Annotated in this window: 13 protein-coding genes; 10 read left to right on the top strand and 3 right to left on the bottom strand. The window is 71.7% G+C overall.

The window, feature by feature from the left end; translation table 11 throughout:
• Window positions 1-98: 98 nt before the first annotated feature.
• Window positions 99-1304, top strand: a complete 1206-nt coding sequence (locus ACWD5F_RS44875; RefSeq protein ID WP_451261905.1) for a bifunctional adenosylcobinamide kinase/adenosylcobinamide-phosphate guanylyltransferase — start codon at window positions 99-101, stop codon at window positions 1302-1304.
• Here the strand turns inward: ACWD5F_RS44875 and ACWD5F_RS44880 are convergent.
• Window positions 1293-1955, bottom strand: coding sequence for a methyltransferase domain-containing protein (locus ACWD5F_RS44880; protein ID WP_451261906.1), 663 nt, complete (start codon window positions 1953-1955; stop codon window positions 1293-1295). The genes ACWD5F_RS44875 and ACWD5F_RS44880 overlap by 12 nt on opposite strands.
• 138 nt (window positions 1956-2093) lie before the next feature.
• Between ACWD5F_RS44880 and cobT the strand changes: the two genes are divergently transcribed.
• From cobT to ACWD5F_RS44895, 3 genes are all read left to right on the top strand, one after another.
• Entirely contained in the window at window positions 2094-3248 is a 1155-nt protein-coding gene (cobT, locus tag ACWD5F_RS44885; protein ID WP_451261907.1) for a nicotinate-nucleotide--dimethylbenzimidazole phosphoribosyltransferase, read from the top strand.
• An 81-nt stretch (window positions 3249-3329) separates the two neighbouring features.
• Window positions 3330-5066 carry a phosphatidylglycerol lysyltransferase domain-containing protein gene (locus tag ACWD5F_RS44890; protein ID WP_451261908.1) on the top strand — a complete coding sequence of 579 codons (1737 nt, stop codon included), beginning with the start codon at window positions 3330-3332 and terminating at the stop codon, window positions 5064-5066.
• Window positions 5063-5788: a hypothetical protein gene (locus ACWD5F_RS44895; protein ID WP_451261909.1), complete on the top strand. Its 726-nt coding sequence runs from the start codon at window positions 5063-5065 to the stop codon at window positions 5786-5788. Before ACWD5F_RS44890 ends, ACWD5F_RS44895 begins: the two co-directional genes overlap by 4 nt.
• A gap of 28 nt (window positions 5789-5816) precedes the next feature.
• On the opposite strand, the gene ACWD5F_RS44900 is transcribed toward ACWD5F_RS44895, so the two are convergent.
• Window positions 5817-6581, bottom strand: a complete 765-nt coding sequence (locus tag ACWD5F_RS44900; RefSeq protein ID WP_401729060.1) for a hypothetical protein — start codon at window positions 6579-6581, stop codon at window positions 5817-5819.
• A gap of 60 nt (window positions 6582-6641) precedes the next feature.
• Here ACWD5F_RS44900 and ACWD5F_RS44905 point away from each other — a divergent pair, with 60 nt between their 5' ends.
• On the top strand, window positions 6642-7427 hold the full coding sequence (locus ACWD5F_RS44905) for an adenosylcobinamide-GDP ribazoletransferase (RefSeq protein ID WP_451261910.1): 786 nt from the start codon (window positions 6642-6644) through the stop codon (window positions 7425-7427).
• 21 nt (window positions 7428-7448) lie between these two features.
• Here the strand turns inward: ACWD5F_RS44905 and ACWD5F_RS44910 are convergent, their stop codons facing one another.
• Entirely contained in the window at window positions 7449-8234 is a 786-nt protein-coding gene (locus tag ACWD5F_RS44910) for an endo alpha-1,4 polygalactosaminidase (protein WP_451261911.1), read from the bottom strand.
• A 253-nt stretch (window positions 8235-8487) separates the two neighbouring features.
• Between ACWD5F_RS44910 and ACWD5F_RS44915 the strand changes: the two genes are divergently transcribed.
• The 5 genes from ACWD5F_RS44915 (at window position 8488) to aceE (ending at window position 17337) form a co-directional block, all read left to right on the top strand.
• Window positions 8488-10014 (top strand): leucyl aminopeptidase, encoded by a 1527-nt coding sequence (locus tag ACWD5F_RS44915; protein WP_451261912.1) that lies wholly within the window; start codon window positions 8488-8490, stop codon window positions 10012-10014.
• A gap of 269 nt (window positions 10015-10283) precedes the next feature.
• On the top strand, window positions 10284-11672 hold the full coding sequence (gene lpdA / locus ACWD5F_RS44920) for a dihydrolipoyl dehydrogenase (RefSeq protein WP_401729056.1): 1389 nt from the start codon (window positions 10284-10286) through the stop codon (window positions 11670-11672).
• 60 nt (window positions 11673-11732) lie between these two features.
• Window positions 11733-13538: a 2-oxoglutarate dehydrogenase, E2 component, dihydrolipoamide succinyltransferase gene (gene sucB, locus ACWD5F_RS44925; protein WP_451261913.1), complete on the top strand. Its 1806-nt coding sequence runs from the start codon at window positions 11733-11735 to the stop codon at window positions 13536-13538.
• A gap of 187 nt (window positions 13539-13725) precedes the next feature.
• Window positions 13726-14349: a GntR family transcriptional regulator gene (locus tag ACWD5F_RS44930; RefSeq protein ID WP_124004180.1), complete on the top strand. Its 624-nt coding sequence runs from the start codon at window positions 13726-13728 to the stop codon at window positions 14347-14349.
• Between the two features lie 285 nt (window positions 14350-14634).
• Entirely contained in the window at window positions 14635-17337 is a 2703-nt protein-coding gene (gene aceE / locus ACWD5F_RS44935; RefSeq protein ID WP_451261914.1) for a pyruvate dehydrogenase (acetyl-transferring), homodimeric type, read from the top strand.
• Window positions 17338-17457 lie beyond the last annotated feature (120 nt).

The following is a 17457-nucleotide window of genomic DNA, read 5'->3' on the forward strand; positions in this document are numbered from 1 at the left end:
TGAGCACCTGCAGAGCGAGAGCCGGATCTTGGTCCGGCTCCTGCTGTGCAGACTAGTCGGACGGGCAACACCTGCGCAGACACGCGAAAATCACTTCTGTGGAAGTAACACTGCTCGGCACCGGTGCCCCGGCGGGTCTGCCCCGCCCCGACTGTTCCTGCGCGACCTGCGCCACCTCCCTCGGGGAGCACGCGCGCGCGGCGACCGCGCTGCTCATCGACGGCACGTTGCTGCTGGACCTGACGCCGGGTGCGGCCTTCGCGGCGGCGCGGGCCGGGCGTTCGCTCAGCGGCGTACGGCAGGTGCTGTTGTCGCATCCGCACGACGGGCCCGCCGTCGAGGTGCCGGTGGGGCTGCCGCAGCCCGGTCGGGTGCCGGACGGGCGGGAGTTGGCGCTGCTGACGGGTCATTGGGTGCGGGCGGTGTCGATGGACGCGCCGGGCACCGGGTACGCGGTGACCGGTCCGGACGGGCAACGGCTGCTGTATCTGCCGCCGGGGGGCGCGCCGGCCGGCCTTGACGGCAACGGGGCCGTGGAGTCGTACGCCATGGTGCTCGCCGATGTCGTGGGGCGGCCGGACGCGCTCGCCAGGCTGCGGGCGGTGGGGGCGCTGGGGCCGACCACGGACGTCGTCGCCGTCCATCTCGACCATGACGTGCCGCCCGGCGCCGAGCTGCGGCGGCGGCTGGCCGCGGCGGGCGCGCGGGCCGTGCCGGACGGGACGACCCTGACCGTGGGGGTGTACGAGGACGTGCCCGACGTACCGCGGCGGACGCTGGTGCTCGGCGGGGCCCGGTCCGGGAAGTCGGTGGAGGCCGAGCGGCGGCTCGAGGCCTTTCCGGACGTGCTCTACGTGGCCACCGGCGGCACGCGCGGCGGGGACACCGAGTGGGCGTCCCGGGTCGCCGTGCACCGGGAGCGCCGCCCGGGGTCGTGGCGGACCACCGAGACCTGCGATCTGGTGCCCCTCCTGAAGGACGACGGCGCTCCGCTGCTCATCGACTGTCTGTCCCTGTGGCTGACGGACGCCATGGACTCCGTGGGGGCGTGGGACGACGCCGTGTGGGCGGACGGCGGGGAACGGGCGCTGCGCGAGCGGATGCGGGAGCTGACGGACGCGGTGCGCGCGAGCCGGCGGACCGTGGTCGCCGTCTCGAACGAGGTCGGCTCGGGGATCGTGCCGGCCACCGCGTCGGGACGGCGCTACCGGGACGAACTGGGCCGGCTGAACGCCGCGTTCGCGAGCGAGTGCGAGCAGGTGGTGCTGCTGGTGGCGGGCCAGGCGCTGGTGCTACGGGGCTGAGGGCGCCCGGCGTGCGACGAGCCGGGCGGTGGGGCGGAGCCGGTCCGACAACGGGCCGTTGAGAAACGAGCCGTTGAGGAACGGGCGGTCGAGGAGTCTGCGGGGCTTCGGCGGGACGATCTCGCAGCCCTGGGACTCCAGTTCGGTGCGCAGGGCGTCCACGCGGGGGCGGGGCGTCTCCAGGAGGAGGAGGCCGCCGGGGCGCAGGAGGGTGAGGGCCGCCCGGAGGTCCTCGTCGGGGGTCGGGGGGTGGAGAAGGGTGACCACGTCGTAGCGGGCGCGCAGGGCTCGGGTGAGCTGCGGGTCCGTCAGGTCGCCCACGTACGCCTCCTCGACGCGCTCCTCCTCGCGGGCCGCCAGCACGCGCGCGGTGGGGTCGATGCCGTCGAAGGACGTGTAGGGGAACAGCTCCTTCGCCGTCGCCGGGAAGTGCGCGTCGCCGGTGCCGACGTCCAGCCAGCTCTCGGGTTCGGGCTCGACTCGCAGCAGCGCGCGGGCGGTTGAGCGGTGACGGCGGCGCCGGTCGAGGTCGTCGGCACGCGCGCGGAGGGCGCCGGCCCGGGTGCGCAGGGCGGTGAGAGCCGATCCGGCGGAGCGGAAGGACCGGACGGAACGTGCGGAGAGTAGGGAGAGTGCGGCGAGTGGTGACATGTGCGGCTCCCGAAGACGTATGACAATCCGCTGCAAAGCGGAACATATGGGGTCTTGATCTTGGGAGCAACGACGTCACGTGCGCGTGGTGCCCATGTGGCGCGGAACCGTTCGATCGGTGCCGGTACTGTTCGGCGAATGAGCTCGCTTAATCTCGACGACTTCTCCGATCTGATCGAGCGCCCCGACGGCGGAGTGCGCCGCGACGCCGAGGCCCGCCGGGAGCGTCAGATCGTGCCGCCCGGGTCGCTGGGCCGCCTCGACGAACTGGGTGAGTGGCTGGCCGCCGCGCAGTCCGCCGTACCGGTGCGGCCGATCGGACAGCCGCGGGTCGTGCTCTTCGCCGGTGACCACGGAGTGGCCGGACTCGGCGTCTCCGCGCGGCCCGCGGGCAGCGCCGGACAGCTGGTGCGGGACGTCCTGGAGGGCGGCCGGCCGGTGTCGGTCCTGGCGCGCCGGCTGGGCGTGCCGGTGCGGGTCGTCGACATGGCCCTGGACTGCGACCCCGAGACGCTGCCCGACGAGGTCGTACGGCATCGGGTGCGGCGCGGCAGCGGGCGGATCGACATCGAGGACGCGCTGACCGCCGAGGAGGCGGAGGCCGCCTTCCGCGCCGGGATGGCGGTGGCCGACGAAGAGGCCGACTCCGGTACGGATCTGGTGGTGCTCGGCGATGTGAGCGTGGGCGGGACGACGGCGGCGGGCGTGCTGATCGCCGCGCTGTGCGGGACCGACGCGTCGGTGGTGACCGGGCGGGGCGGCCTGGCGATCGACGATCTGGCGTGGATGCGCAAGTGCGCGGCGATCCGCGACGCGCTGCGCCGGGCCCGGCCGGTGCTCGGGGAGCAGTTGCAGCTGCTGGCGACCGTGGGCGGGGCCGACCTCACCGCGATGACGGGCTTCCTGCTGCAGAGCGCGGTGCGCAAGACGCCGGTGATCCTGGACGGGGTAGTGGCCGCCGCCTGTGCGCTGGTGGCCCAGCGGATCGCGTTCCGGGCGCCGGACTGGTGGCTGGCCGCGCACGACAGCGGGGAGCCGGGCCAGGCGAAGGCCCTGGACCGGATGGCGCTGGAGCCGCTGCTGGCACACGGGGTGACGGTGGGCGAGGGCGCGGGGGCCCTGCTGGCGCTGCCCCTGGTCCAGGCGGCGGCCGCGCTGGCCGCCGAACTGCCGGAGAAGCCCGCGGAGCCCGAGGAGGCGGAGAAGCCGGAGGAGTCGGCGACCGTCGAGGGGGCCGAGGCGTCCGGTGAGCCGGAGGTCTCCGGCGAACTGGCGAAAGAAGAGACCGAGTAGGTCTCAAAGAGCCGAAAGTCGACCGCACGTCAGACGAAAGAAAGACGGTTCGTCAGGGCATCGCCCATATGATCCTTCTCCATGGGAGATGCCCGAATTGCCTCGCGGCGGGCCGCCGCTTTCGCCGTCTGGTACCTGCGGCTCGTCGCGTTCGTCAACTTTCTGAGCGCGATCTGGGTCTCCCTCGGACAGGACGTGCGACGGCACAACCAAGAGGACTTCTTCACCCCGTACCTCCTCACCGCGGGCTTCGCGTCCGGGGTGTTCACCGTCTTCCTGGCCATCACCATGCGGCGCCGCAAGCGCGCCGCATGGATCCTGAACCTCGCGCTGGCCGGACCCTTCCTCGCGCTGTTCTCCCTCGCGATGGCGTTCCCGGAGATGCGCGGGCACGCGCAGAACTGGATCTCGCTGGCTCTCACCGCCGCCTTCGTCGTCGCCCTCGTGGTCGGGCGGCGGGAGTTCTACGCGAAGGGCGACCGGTCCAACCCGAGGCTCGCCGCCGCCGTCGCGGTCGGCGGCACCCTGGCCTGCTCGCTGCTCGCCGCGCTGCTGGTGACGGTCACCAACCAGGCGTCGGACGCGGCCCGTTCGACGTTCCTGGAGCGCTGGCACTACGGCACCTTCCGGCTGGTGTCGGTCGCCGCGAGCGAGGCCCGCTTCCCCGGCATCGAGACGCCGAACTGGGTGAACGTCGGCATCAACGTGCTCAGCACGGCCCTGGTCCTCGCCGTCTTCTACGCCGCCTTCCGCTCCCGGCGCGCCGTCGACCCGCTCACCGAGGACGACGAGAAGCGGCTGCGCGAACTGCTGGAGCGGCAGGGCGAGCGGGACTCGCTCGGCTACTTCGCGCTGCGCCGGGAGAAGAGCGTGGTGTGGTCGCCGACCGGCAAGGCGGCCGTCGCCTACCGGGTCGTGGGCGGTGTCTCGCTGGCCTCCGGCGACCCGATCGGCGACCCCGAGGCGTGGCCCGGCGCCATCGACCCATGGCTGGCCGAAGCCCGCGCGCACGGCTGGATCCCGGCGGTGATGGGGGCCGGCGAGGAGGCCGGCACGGTGTACGCGCGGCACGGCCTGGACGCCCTTGAGCTGGGCGACGAAGCCCTGGTCGAGGTCGCCGAGTTCACCCTGGAGGGGCGGGCCATGCGGACCGTGCGGCAGGCTTACAACCGGGTGAAGCGGGCCGGGTACACGGTGCGTATCCGGCGTCACGAGGACATCCCCGCCGACGAGTTGGCGTATCTGCTGAAGCGGGCGGACGACTGGCGGGACGGGGCCACCGAGCGCGGGTTCAGCATGGCGCTCGGCCGGCTCGGGGATCCCGAGGACGGGCGCTGCGTGATGCTCGAGTGCACGGACGCGGAGGGGCGGCTGCGGGCGCTGCTGTCCTTCGTGCCGTGGGGGCCGCACGGGCTCTCGCTCGACCTCATGCGGCGCGACCGTGACTCCGAGAACGGGCTGATGGAGTTCATGGTGATCGAACTCCTGCGCAGGGGCCGCGAGATCGGGATCACCCAGGTCTCACTCAACTTCGCCATGTTCCGATCGGTCTTCGAACGTGGGGGGCGCCTCGGCGCCGGCCCGGTGCTGCGGCTGTGGCGGTCACTGCTGAGCTTCTTCTCGCGGTGGTGGCAGATCGAGTCTCTGTACCGGGCCAACGCCAAGTACCGGCCCATCTGGGAGCCACGGTTCCTGCTCTTCGAGAAGAGCGCGGACCTCCCGCGCATCGGGATCGCGTCAGCGCGCGCGGAAGGTTTCCTGGAGGCGCCGGGGTTGCCGAAGTGGCTGCATCGCAAGCACCTGGAGACGCACAGATGACCCACCTCGCCCGCTGGGCCCGCGCCGAATGGGGACTGCTCTACGTCACCGTGCGCGAGCCGCTGCTGAAGCGGCGTTGGCGGGCGATCCCGATGACCCTCGGGGCGGTGGGCCTCACAGCGGTCGTGCAGATCGTGCAGAACCAGTCCTGGGGCTACCAGCTCGTGCAGGACATCGGCGCGGTCCGGGCCCAGGACCCGCTGTGGCTGGCGCTGCTGCGCACCCCCTTCTCGCTCTTCGTGCCGGCCCTGGACCTGCCCGTGTGGGGCGCGCTCGCGCAGGTGCTGTTCGTCTTCGGCATCGCGGAGATCTGCCTCGGCTGGTGGCGCACGCTCGTCATCGCCTACGCGGCCACCCTCGCCGGCACGCTCTACGCGCGCGTGGGCATCTCCCTGGGCCCGGGCAGCCCGTTCGGCCTGCCCGCCTCGGACGCCCAGGTCGTCGACACCGGCCCCTCGGCGGCGGTGGTGGGCCTCGCGATCTTCCTCGGCTGGCGCTACGGGGCCTACGTCACCGCCGGCGCGGTCGCCCTGGCGATGGTGGTCGAGGTGGTGCTCAAGGACAACCTCGCCGGCAAGGAGCACCTCGCGGCGATCGTGACGGTGGCGGTGCTGTGCGGGGTCTCGGCGCTGCGGCACCGGAAGCGGGGGCCGGGGGCGCGGGGGCCGACGACACGAGGGCCGAGGGCGCGGGGTCCGGAGCCGGGCTCCCCGCCCCCTTGAAGCCGGCACCTCCGGAGTCGGCGTCCAGTCACCCCCGAGGCAGCGCCCGCTGTGGCTCCGGGTCCGGCTTGCCGCCGATCCAGTCCTGGAACCTGCGGCTGGGGCCGGCCCAGCGGCGGTCGTGGTGGTAGGCGCGGAGCCGGGAACGGGCGCGGGCTCGCGGGCGGCGGCGGTAGAAGCGGCGGGCCCAGGGAGAGCCGGGGCGGGCCAGGCGGATCAGCCCGATCAGACCCACCAGCGGGACGATCACGCTGAAGATCGCCATGCGGGTCTTGCCCTTGGCGAGGACGGCCAGCGCGAACACGAAGTTGACCACCACCGTCGTGATCACGCCACCCCGGTCCTGAAGCTCCTCCTGGCTCAGGTCGTTGACCCCGAAGGGCGCGAAGCCGGAGAGGACGAGGCCGACCAGGGCCGCCGTCAGGACCACGACCTCGACGCTCTGACGGCCCTCCTCGCTCCAGTACACGTCGTCGAGGTGGAGGATCAGCGCGAACTCGTCGAGGACCAGACCCGCGCCCATCCCGAAGATGACCGCGCAGACGGCCGAGCCGAACCCGTGCCGTCCGCCCGCCACCGCCCCGAAGCCGCCGATGATGGTCAGCACGATGCCCGGCACGACGTGGTGGATGTGCAGTCCGCCCGCCTTGACGTTGCCGAACGGCCCCTTGCCCGCCCGGATGAGACGGGTGATCAAGCGGGTGATCAGGAACGTCAGGACGAAGGCCGCCAGAGCGAGGAGCAACGGCAGCTTGCCGGGCTCGATGATGTTCCGATGCAACCAATGTCCCATATGTGAACTTTATCCATGCCACCCGCTTCCGCCCGCGCGACCGCCGGGTAACCTGCGCCGGTGCCCAGAACCCCCTGGCCGGACGGCCTCCGCTTCGCCTTCGGCACCCTGACCGCGCTCCCGGTCGAGGTGACCCGCTGGGACCGGGACGCGGCGCGCGCCGGCATGCTCTGCGCGCCGGCGGCCGGACTGGTGGTCGGCGCGGGCGCTGCCCTGCTCGGGGTCCTGCTGCTGGCGCTGGGCGCGGGCGCGCCGCTCGCCGCCGTCGCCTCCGCCGCCGTACCCGCCGTACTCACCCGTGGTCTGCATCTGGACGGGCTCGCGGACACCGCGGACGGGCTCGGCAGCGGGAAGCCCGCCGAGGACGCGCTGCGGATCATGAAGCAGTCGGACATCGGGCCGTTCGGTGTGATCACGCTGGTGTTCGTGCTGCTGGCGCAGGTGGCCGCGCTGGCGCAGGCCTTCGGCGACTCGTGGGGCCGGGGCGCGCTCGCCGCCGTCGTCTCGGCGGCCACCGCCCGGCTCGCGCTCACCCTGGCCGCCCGGACGGGTGTGCCGGCGGCGCGGCCCGAGGGGCTGGGGGCGGCGGTCGCGGGGGTCGTGCCGGTGCGGGGCGCGGTGGGTGCGGGGGTTGTCGTGGTGGCGCTCGCGGCGGCCGGGGGCGCGTTGTTCGGGACGTACGACGTGGTCCGTACGGCGGTCGCGGTGGTCGTCGGGCTGGGCGGGGCCGAACTCCTTCTGCGGCACTGCACGCGGCGGTTCGGCGGGGTGACCGGGGATGTGTTCGGGGCGCTCGCCGAGACGGCCGCGACCCTCGCGCTGCTGGCGTTGTGCCTGGGGAACTGACGGCGAGGACAGGGCCGTTGATCAGCAGGCCCTGCGCCACGCCCCCAGTTCGTACTTCTTGAGCATCGAACTCAGCTTCAGGCGGCGGGAGTCGGCGCAGAAGCGGCTGGTGGGCAGCTCGTACTCGACGTGGAAGACCGCCTTGCCGGCCTTGATGAACGGCGTCAGGTCGGCGCATTCGCCGTACTGGGCGCACTGTTCGTTGACCGCGAAGTCGAAGTCCCCGACCAGCTGCGGGATCTGGTCGAGGTCGTTCTTCAGGCCGACCGCCATGCCGCGGTCGTGGGCGAGTTTCGCGATCAGGCGGTTGTAGCGGAGCTGGTCGGCGGCCTGGAGGGGGAAGCCGGTGCGGTTCTTGTAGCCGTCCATGTTGTCCGGCTCCACCGCGTCGAAGCCCTTGTCGTGGCACATGTCGATGCGGGCCGCCATCAGCGGTTCGAGGACGTCGGTGCGGCGGATGTCGAGCCAGCGCTCACCGTCCCAGCCGTTGCCCTTGCCCAGCACCGACTTCGGGAACTTCTTCGCGTCCGGCCGCCAGTCCTCGTACGCGCCGGTGGAGAGGTAGCAGATGACCTTGCGGCCCTTGGCGTGCAGCGCGGAGACGGTGGACTTCGACTGGTCGAAGCCGTCGATGTCGTAGACCGGCACGTCGACCGAGGTGTCGAGGCGGCCGCTCAGCTGCCACTGCCAGGCCACTCCGGGGCGCGGCTGCCAGCGGGCGGCGGAGGGGGACTCGTCGTCGGGCGCGGAGGCGCAGCCCGCCAGGAGCGCGAGCAGGGCGAGCAGCAGGGGTGGGCGGGTCAGCATGCGGGACAAGGTGCCGGCTCCAGGGGTGGGGTGAGGTGGCCCAGGAATGATCTCCGATGCACAGGACAGGTGAACGCCCGGGGGAATGAGTGAACGCACACACGCGCGTAGGCTCGTCCCGACTGTTCGCCGCACCGGGGAAGGCCCCGCTCAAGCCGCGTTCCTAGGCCGGATCTAGGGTCGGCTGTCGGGCCCGGTCGACCCACACAGTTCGACCACCGCAACTTCACATCGGAAGCGAGATTTCACCACCGTGACTGCTCTCACTCTCAGCACCGCCGCGGCGCCCGGTCTGCGTGCCGACGCGATCGTGCTCGGTGTCGCCAAGGGCGACAAGGGGCCGGTCGTCGCCCCGGGCGCCGAAGCCGTCGACAAGGCCTACGACGGCGGGCTCGCCGGGATCCTGGAAACCCTCGGTGCCTCCGGTGCCGAGGGCGAGGTGACGAAGCTGCCGGCACCGTCCGGCTTCAAGTCCCCGCTCGTGGTGGCGGTCGGCCTGGGCGCCGAGCCCCAGAAGGACTCCGCGTACGACGCCGAGGCGCTGCGCAGGGCCGCCGGTGCGGCAGCCCGTGCGCTCACCGGGGCCAAGAAGGCCGTCTTCGTCCTGCCGATCGCCGACGCCGCCGACGTCGGCGCGATCGGCGAGGGCGTGCTGCTCGGCGCCTACTCGTTCGACACGTACAAGGAGAACGGCAAGGACGCCAAGGGCAAGAACGGCAAGGCGCCGCTCGCCGAGGCCGCCCTGCTCGGTGCCAAGCCCCGGGACAAGGACCACAAGGCGGCCGTCGAGCGCGCCACCGCCGTCGCCGAGGAGCTCAACCGCGCCCGCGACCTGATCAACACCCCGCCGAACGACCTCAACCCCGAGTCGTTCGCGGCGATCACGCAGGCCGCCGCCAAGGAGCACGGCATCAAGGTGCAGGTGCTCGACGTGAAGGCGCTGGAGAAGGGCGGCTACGGCGGCATCCTCGGCGTCGGCGCCGGCTCCGCGGCGGGCCCGCGGCTGGTGAAGCTGTCGTACACCTCGTCCAAGGCGAAGAAGCACCTCGCGTTCGTCGGCAAGGGCATCACGTACGACTCGGGCGGCATCTCGCTGAAGCCGGCCGGGCACAACGAGACGATGAAGTGCGACATGAGCGGTGCGGCGGCGGTCTTCGCGGCCGTGGTCGCCGCCGCGCGTCTGGGCCTGGAGGTCAACGTCACCGGCTGGCTGGCGCTGGCCGAGAACATGCCCTCCGGTTCCGCGACCCGTCCCGGTGACGTGCTGCGCATGTACAGCGGCAAGACGGTCGAGGTCCTCAACACCGACGCCGAGGGCCGGCTGGTCCTGGCGGACGCCCTGTGGGCCGCCTCGGCCGAGAAGCCGGACGCGATCGTCGACGTGGCGACGCTCACCGGCGCGATGATGCTGGCGCTGGGCAGCCGGACGTTCGGGATCATGGCGAACGACGACGCGTTCCGCTCCGCGCTGCACGAGGCGGCGGAGGAGGTCGGCGAGCCGGCCTGGCCGATGCCGCTGCCGGAGCACCTGCGCAAGGGCATGGACTCCCCCACGGCCGACATCGCGAACATGGGCGAGCGGATGGGCGGCGGCCTGGTCGCCGGTCTCTTCCTGCGCGAGTTCGTGGGCGAGGGCATCACCTGGGCGCACCTGGACATCGCGGGTCCGGCCTTCAACGAGGGCGGGCCGTTCGGCTACACGCCCAAGGGCGGTACGGGTACGGCGGTGCGGACGCTGGTCCGGCTGGCCGAGCTGGCGGCTTCGGGCGACCTCGGCTGAGGTGACCGACGGTGAGGGGGCTCCGCGCGCGGGTAGGGCGGAAGCCCCCTCTTCCGTACCCTCCGGCGGCCGCTCAATTGAACGTGGGACGTCTCACACACCGCCCTGGCGTCTCGTCCACCCCCGACAAGTGCGAAGATGGGGCTCGGCAGGACAGGGCCCCCACCACAGGGCCGAAGAAAGAGCGGCCGGACACCAGCCGCCGACCGGTCAACCGCCCGCACGGGACAAGGCTGACCGGCGTGGCGCACATGCATGGAGGACGTGACGTGGCGAACGACGCCAGCACCGTTTTCGACCTAGTGATCCTCGGCGGTGGCAGTGGCGGTTACGCCGCGGCCCTGCGCGGGGCGCAGCTGGGACTGGACGTCGCCCTGATCGAGAAGGACAAGGTCGGCGGCACCTGCCTGCACAAGGGGTGCATCCCCACCAAGGCCCTGCTGCACGCGGGCGAGATCGCCGACCAGGCCCGTGAGAGCGAGCAGTTCGGCGTCAAGGCCACCTTCGAGGGCATCGACGTCCCCGCGGTCCACAAGTACAAGGACGGCGTCATCGCCGGTCTGTACAAGGGTCTTCAGGGTCTGATCGCCTCCCGCAAGGTGACGTACATCGAGGGCACGGGCCGTCTGTCGTCCCCGACCTCCGTCGACGTGAACGGCCAGCGCGTCCAGGGCCGCCACGTCCTGCTGGCGACCGGCTCCGTGCCGAAGTCGCTGCCGGGCCTGGAGATCGACGGCAACCGGATCATCTCCTCCGACCACGCCCTCGTCCTGGACCGCGTACCGAAGTCCGCGATCATCCTGGGCGGCGGTGTCATCGGCGTCGAGTTCGCCTCGGCGTGGAAGTCCTTCGGCGCCGACGTGACGATCATCGAGGGCCTGAAGCACCTCGCCCCTCTCGAGGACGAGAACTCCTCCAAGCTTCTTGAGCGCGCGTTCCGCAAGCGCGGCATCAAGTTCAACCTGGGCACCTTCTTCTCCAAGGCCGAGTACACGGCCGACGGCGTCAAGGTCACCCTCGCCGACGGCAAGGAGTTCGAGGCGGAGATCCTCCTCGTCGCCGTCGGCCGCGGTCCCGTCTCCGCCGGCCTCGGCTACGAGGAGCAGGGCGTCGCGATCGACCGCGGCTACGTCACGGTCGACGAGTACATGCGGACGAACGTCCCGACCATCTCCGCCGTCGGCGACCTGGTCCCGACGCTCCAGCTCGCGCACGTCGGCTTCGCCGAGGGCATCCTGGTGGCGGAGCGACTGGCCGGTCTCAAGACCGTTCCGATCGACTACGACGGTGTCCCGCGGGTGACGTACTGCCACCCCGAGGTCGCCTCCGTGGGCATCACCGAGGCCAAGGCCAAGGAGATCTACGGTGCGGACAAGGTCGTCGCTCTGAAGTACAACCTCGCGGGCAACGGCAAGAGCAAGATCCTGAACACCGCGGGCGAGATCAAGCTCGTCCAGGTGAAGGACGGTGCCGTGGTCGGCGTCCACATGGTCGGCGACCGCATGGGCGAGCAGGTCGGCGAGGCCCAGTTGATCTACAACTGGGAAGCGCTGCCCGCCGAGGTCGCCCAGCTCATCCACGCCCACCCGACGCAGAACGAGGCGCTCGGCGAGGCCCACCTGGCCCTGGCCGGCAAGCCCCTGCACTCGCACGACTGACCCTCGGTCGGCACAAGCGACGACTCAGACTTCCGCAATTCGTAAGGAGCAACCGAAACCATGGCGGTTTCCGTAACCCTTCCGGCGCTCGGCGAGAGCGTCACCGAGGGCACTGTCACCCGCTGGCTGAAGGCCGAGGGCGAGCGCGTCGAGGCCGACGAGCCGCTGCTGGAGGTGTCGACCGACAAGGTCGACACCGAGATCCCGGCCCCTGCCGCGGGCATTCTGGCCTCGATCAAGGTCGCCGAGGACGAGACCGTAGAGGTCGGCGCCGAGCTGGCGATCATCGACGACGGCACGGGTTCGCCCGCTGCCGCCGCCCCTGCCCCGGCCGCCGAGCCCGCCCCGGCTCCGGCCGAGGCTCCGGCTCCGGCCGCCGCCCCGGCCGCCCCGTCCACCGAGCAGGCGGCCCCGGCTCCGGCCCCGACCGCCGAGGCCACCACGGGTGCCTCCGGCGCCGAGGGCACGGACGTGGTCCTGCCCGCACTCGGCGAGTCCGTCACCGAGGGCACCGTCACCCGCTGGCTGAAGGAGGTCGGCGAGGAGGTCGCGGAGGACGAGCCCCTGCTCGAGGTCTCCACGGACAAGGTCGACACCGAGATCCCCGCACCGGTCGCCGGTGTGCTCCTGGAGATCGTGGTCGGCGAGGACGAGACCGCGGAGGTCGGCGCCAAGCTGGCCGTCATCGGCGCCCCGGGCGCGGCTCCGGCCGCTGCTCCGGCCCCCGCCGCTCCGGCTCCGGCCCCCGCCGCCGCTGCCCCGGCTCCGGCCCCGGCCGCCCCCGCGGCTCCGCCGGCCCCGGCTCCGGCCGCTCCGGCTCCGGCGCCCGCCCCGGTCGCCGCCGCTCCGGCTGCTCCGGCCCCCGCGCCGGCCGCCCCGGCCCCGGTCACCCCGGCTCCCGCCGCTCCGGCGTCCGCCGCGGTCTCCGGTGACGACGGCGCCTACGTCACCCCGCTGGTGCGCAAGCTCGCCGCCGAGAACGGCATCGACCTGGGCACCGTCAAGGGCACCGGCGTCGGCGGCCGTATCCGCAAGCAGGACGTCATCGCCGCCGCCGAGGCCGCGAAGGCCGCCGCGGCCGCTCCGGCTCCGGCTGCGGCCGCCGCACCGGCCGCCAAGAAGGCGCCGACCCTGGAGGCCTCTCCCCTCCGCGGCCAGACCGTCAAGATGCCCCGCATCCGCAAGGTCATCGGCGACAACATGGTCAAGGCGCTGCACGAGCAGGCCCAGCTGTCGTCGGTCGTCGAGGTCGACGTCACCCGCCTGATGCGCCTGCGGGCGCAGGCCAAGGACTCCTTCGCCGCGCGCGAGGGCGTCAAGCTCTCCCCGATGCCGTTCTACGTCAAGGCTGCGGCCCAGGCGCTGAAGGCCCACCCGGCCGTCAACGCCCGGATCAACGTCGACGAGGGCACGATCACCTACTTCGACACCGAGAGCATCGGTATCGCGGTGGACTCGGAGAAGGGCCTGATGACCCCGGTCATCAAGCACGCGGGCGACCTGAACATCGCCGGCATCGCGAAGGCCACGGCCGATCTGGCCGGCAAGGTCCGCGCCAACAAGATCACCCCGGACGAGCTGTCCGGCGCGACCTTCACCATCTCCAACACCGGTTCGCGCGGCGCGCTCTTCGACACGATCATCGTGCCGCCGAACCAGGTCGCGATCCTCGGCATCGGTGCCACGGTCAAGCGCCCGGCGGTCATCGAGACCGAGGAGGGCACGGTCATCGGCGTCCGCGACATGACGTACCTGACCCTCTCCTACGACCACCGTCTGGTGGACGGCGCCGACGCGGCCCGCTACCTGACCGCGGTCAAGGCGATCCTGGAGGCGGGCGAGTTCGAGGTCGAGCTCGGCCTCTGAGTCCCAGCGGTACGTATGGTGCCCCCGCCCGGAACCTCCGGGCGGGGGCACCGTCGTATGCGTGTAAGTCTCGTCTCACCTGCATGAAAGCGCCCCCGTGCGCCCCTCCCGAACGGGTCCTCGGCCTTATTGTCTAAACGTCAAACGCCCCAGGGGCCGATGGGCGGCCCCTCCCTAAGGAGCCCTCATGACCGCGCCCGTCGTCCACTCGCTGCGCGAACAGATCCGCGAGCACATCGTGGAGGGGATCGTCAGCGGGCGCTGGAAGCCGGGCGAGCGGATCGTGGAGCGGCGGATCGCGACCGAGCTGGAGGTCAGCCAGACGCCGGTGCGGGAGGCGCTGCGCGAGCTGGAGTCGCTGCGGCTGATCGAGTCCGCGCCGAACAAGGGCGTCCGGGTACGCAACCTCACGGCGGCCGACCTGGAGGAGAGCTACCCGGTCCGGGCCGGTCTGGAGGCGATCGCCGCGGAGCTGGCGGCCACGCGCCTCGCGGAGGACTGCTCGGCGCTGGAACCGCACGTCACCGCGCTCTACGAGGCCGACCGCAACGCCGACGGCACCGGCCAGGTGCGGCACACGGTCGCCTTCCACCGCGAGCTGGTGCGGGCGGCCGGGAACTCGGTGCTGCTGCACACCTGGGAGGGCCTGGGCATCGAGGTGTTCACGGCGCTGTCGATCCGCTGGCTGGGGACGGTCCAGCAGTCGTACGCGGAGGAGCACGAGGAGCTGGTGGCGGCCTTCCGGCGACGGGATCCGCGGATCGCGGAGATCGTGAAGGCGCATGTGCTCGGTTGCGCTCCGCGTCCGTGAAGCAGTCGAGCGTCACCTCGCTCACCTGCGAGAACAGGTCAATGGAACGGCACCCGGTGCCTTTTCGCAGGGCACTCTGTGCCGACTTTCTCGGTATCAAGATATTTTGCCCTGGGAACCTTTGATCGATCATCGATCAGGGAGTTACAGTCGCCGGTGGGCCACACGGCGGAAGCCGCGCGGTGTCACAGCACCACGGCCCACCGCCCTGTCCTGCCAAAGACAAAGGGCAACCCCGAACCCTTACCGATGAGGGAACCCCCTTCGACTGAGGAAGGCGGCGACATGACCGACCCCCAGGCCATCCAGCCGAGCGAGCTCGACCAGCTCCCGGACCGCGACCCCGAGGAGACCGCCGAATGGCAGGCCTCCCTGGACGCCGTCACCAAGGCGGCAGGGCCGCACCGTGCCGCGTACTTGATGCGCCGCACACTGGAGCGAGCCGAGGGCAACGGCATCGCGCTGCCCAAGCTTCTCGAGACCGACTACGTCAACACCATCCCCACCGCCGCCGAGCCCGCCGTGGACGGCGACGAGGCGATGGAGAACCGGATCACCGCCTGGAACCGCTGGAACGCGGCGGCGATGGTGACCCGGGGCGCGAAACACGGCGTCGGCGGCCACATCGCCACCTTCGCCTCCGCGGCCTGGCTGTACGAGACCGGCTTCAACCACTTCTTCAAGGGCAAGGAGGCCGACGGCTCGGGCGACCAGCTCTACATCCAGGGCCACGCCTCCCCCGGCATCTACGCCCGCGCCTTCCTCGACGGCCGCCTCACCGAGGCGCACCTCGACAACTTCCGCCAGGAGTCGGGCGGCAACGGCCTCCCGTCGTACCCGCACCCGCGCCGGCTGCCCTGGCTGTGGGAGTTCCCGACGGTGTCGATGGGCCTCGGCCCGCTCTCCGCGATCTACCAGGCGCGCTTCAACCGCTACCTCACCGCACGCGGCATCAAGGACGTCTCCGACTCGCACGTCTGGGCGTTCCTCGGTGACGGCGAGATGGACGAGCCCGAGTCGACGGCGGCCCTCGCACTGGCGAGCCGCGAGGGTCTGGACAACCTGACCTTCGTCATCAACTGCAACCTCCAGCGCCTCGACGGCCCGGTCCGCGCGAACTTCAAGATCGTGCAGGAGCTGGAGGCCCAGTTCCGCGGCGCCGGCTGGAACGTCGTCAAGTCGCTGTGGGGCAACGCCTGGGACGAGCTGTTCCAGCTCGACACCACGGGCGCGCTCGTACGACGGCTGCGTGAGGTACCCGACGCGCAGGTGCAGACGTACCAGACGCGTGACGCGGCCTACATCCGCGAGGACTTCTTCGGCAAGGACCCGGCGCTCGTCGAGCTCGCGAAGCTGCTGAGCGACGACAAGATCCTGGAGTGTTTCCACCTCTCGCGCGGCGGTCACGAGGCCCGCAAGGTGTACGCGGCGTACCGTGCGGCCCTGTCCCACAAGGGCGCGCCGACCGTCATCCTGGCGCAGACGGTCAAGGGCCACACCCTCGGTGCGGGCTTCGCGTCGAAGAACGCCAACCACCAGATGAAGAAGCTGTCGACGGACGAGTTCAAGCAGATGCGTGACCTGCTCGAACTCCCCATCAAGGACAGCGACTTCATCGACGGGGTCGTGCCCTACGGCCACCCCGGCGCCGACTCCCCCGAGGTCCGCTACCTCCAGGAGCGCCGCGCGGCCCTCGGCGGTCCGGCCCCGGCCCGCCGTACGCACGCGATCGCTCCGCTGCCCTCCGCTTCGGAGAAGGCGTTCGCGTCCTTCGACAAGGGCTCGGGCAGCCAGAACGTGGCGACGACGATGGCCTTCGTCCGCCTGGTCAAAGACCTGGTCCGCGACAAGGAGACGGGCAGGCGCTGGGTGCCGATCGTGCCGGACGAGGCGCGGACGTTCGGCATGGAATCGCTGTTCCCCTCCCTCGGGATCTACTCCCCCAAGGGCCAGACGTACGAGCCCGTCGACCGCGACCAGCTCATGTACTACAAGGAAGCCAAGAACGGCCAGATCCTCAACGAGGGGATCACCGAGGCCGGTTCGATGGCGGACTTCATCGCCGCGTCGACGTCGTACGCGACGCACGGCGAAGCGATGATCCCCTTCTACATCTTCTACTCGATGTTCGGCTGGCAGCGCACGGCCGACCAGATGTGGCAGCTCGGCGACCAGCTCGGCCGCGGCTTCCTGGTCGGTGCGACGGCGGGCCGTACGACGCTGACGGGCGAGGGCCTCCAGCACGCGGACGGGCACTCGCCGGTGATCGCGGCGACGAACCCGGCGGCGCTGTCGTACGACCCGGCGTTCGCGTACGAGGTGGCGACGATCGTGCGGGACGGCATCCGCCGGATGTACGGCGAGACGGCGCCCGGCGAGGACCCGAACGTCTTCTACTACCTCACCGTCTACAACGAGCCGATCCCGCAGCCCGCGAAGCCCTCCGGGCTGGGCATCGACGAGGGCATCGTCAAGGGCCTGTACCGCTTCAACACGGCGGAGTCGGCGGGGCTTTCGCCCGCTGCCAACGCGGCGCGGATCCAGCTCCTCGGTTCCGGTACGGCGATTCACTGGGCGCTCAAGGCGCAGCAGTTGCTCGCGGAGGAGTGGGGTGTGGCGGCCGATGTCTGGTCGGCGACGTCCTGGACCGAGCTGCGGCGGGATGCGCTGGACGCGGATGCGGCGTTGCTGCGGGGCGAGGAGCGGGTGCCGTACGTGCGGCAGGCGTTGCAGGGGGCCGAGGGTCCGGTTCTGGCGGTGTCGGACTACATGCGGCAGGTGCCGGACCAGATCGCGCAGTGGGTCGAGCAGGACTGGTCGTCGCTGGGCGCGGACGGCTTCGGCCTCTCCGACACCCGTGACGCGGCCCGCCGTTACTTCGGCGTCGACGCGGAGTCGATCGTGGTCGCGGCGCTCGCCCAGCTGGCGCGGCGCGGGGAAGTCAAGGCGACGGCGGTGAAGGAGGCGCGCGAGCGCTACGGGCTCTAGGGCCTGTTTTCGCCCCCGCCGCCCTTACCCGTCCCATCCTTCTGGGGCTCCGCCCCAGACCCCGCTCCTCAAACGCCGGAGGGGCTGAGTTACCCAGCCCGTCCGGCGTTTGAGGACGAG

Source organism: Streptomyces sp. NPDC002499 (assembly GCF_053595415.1).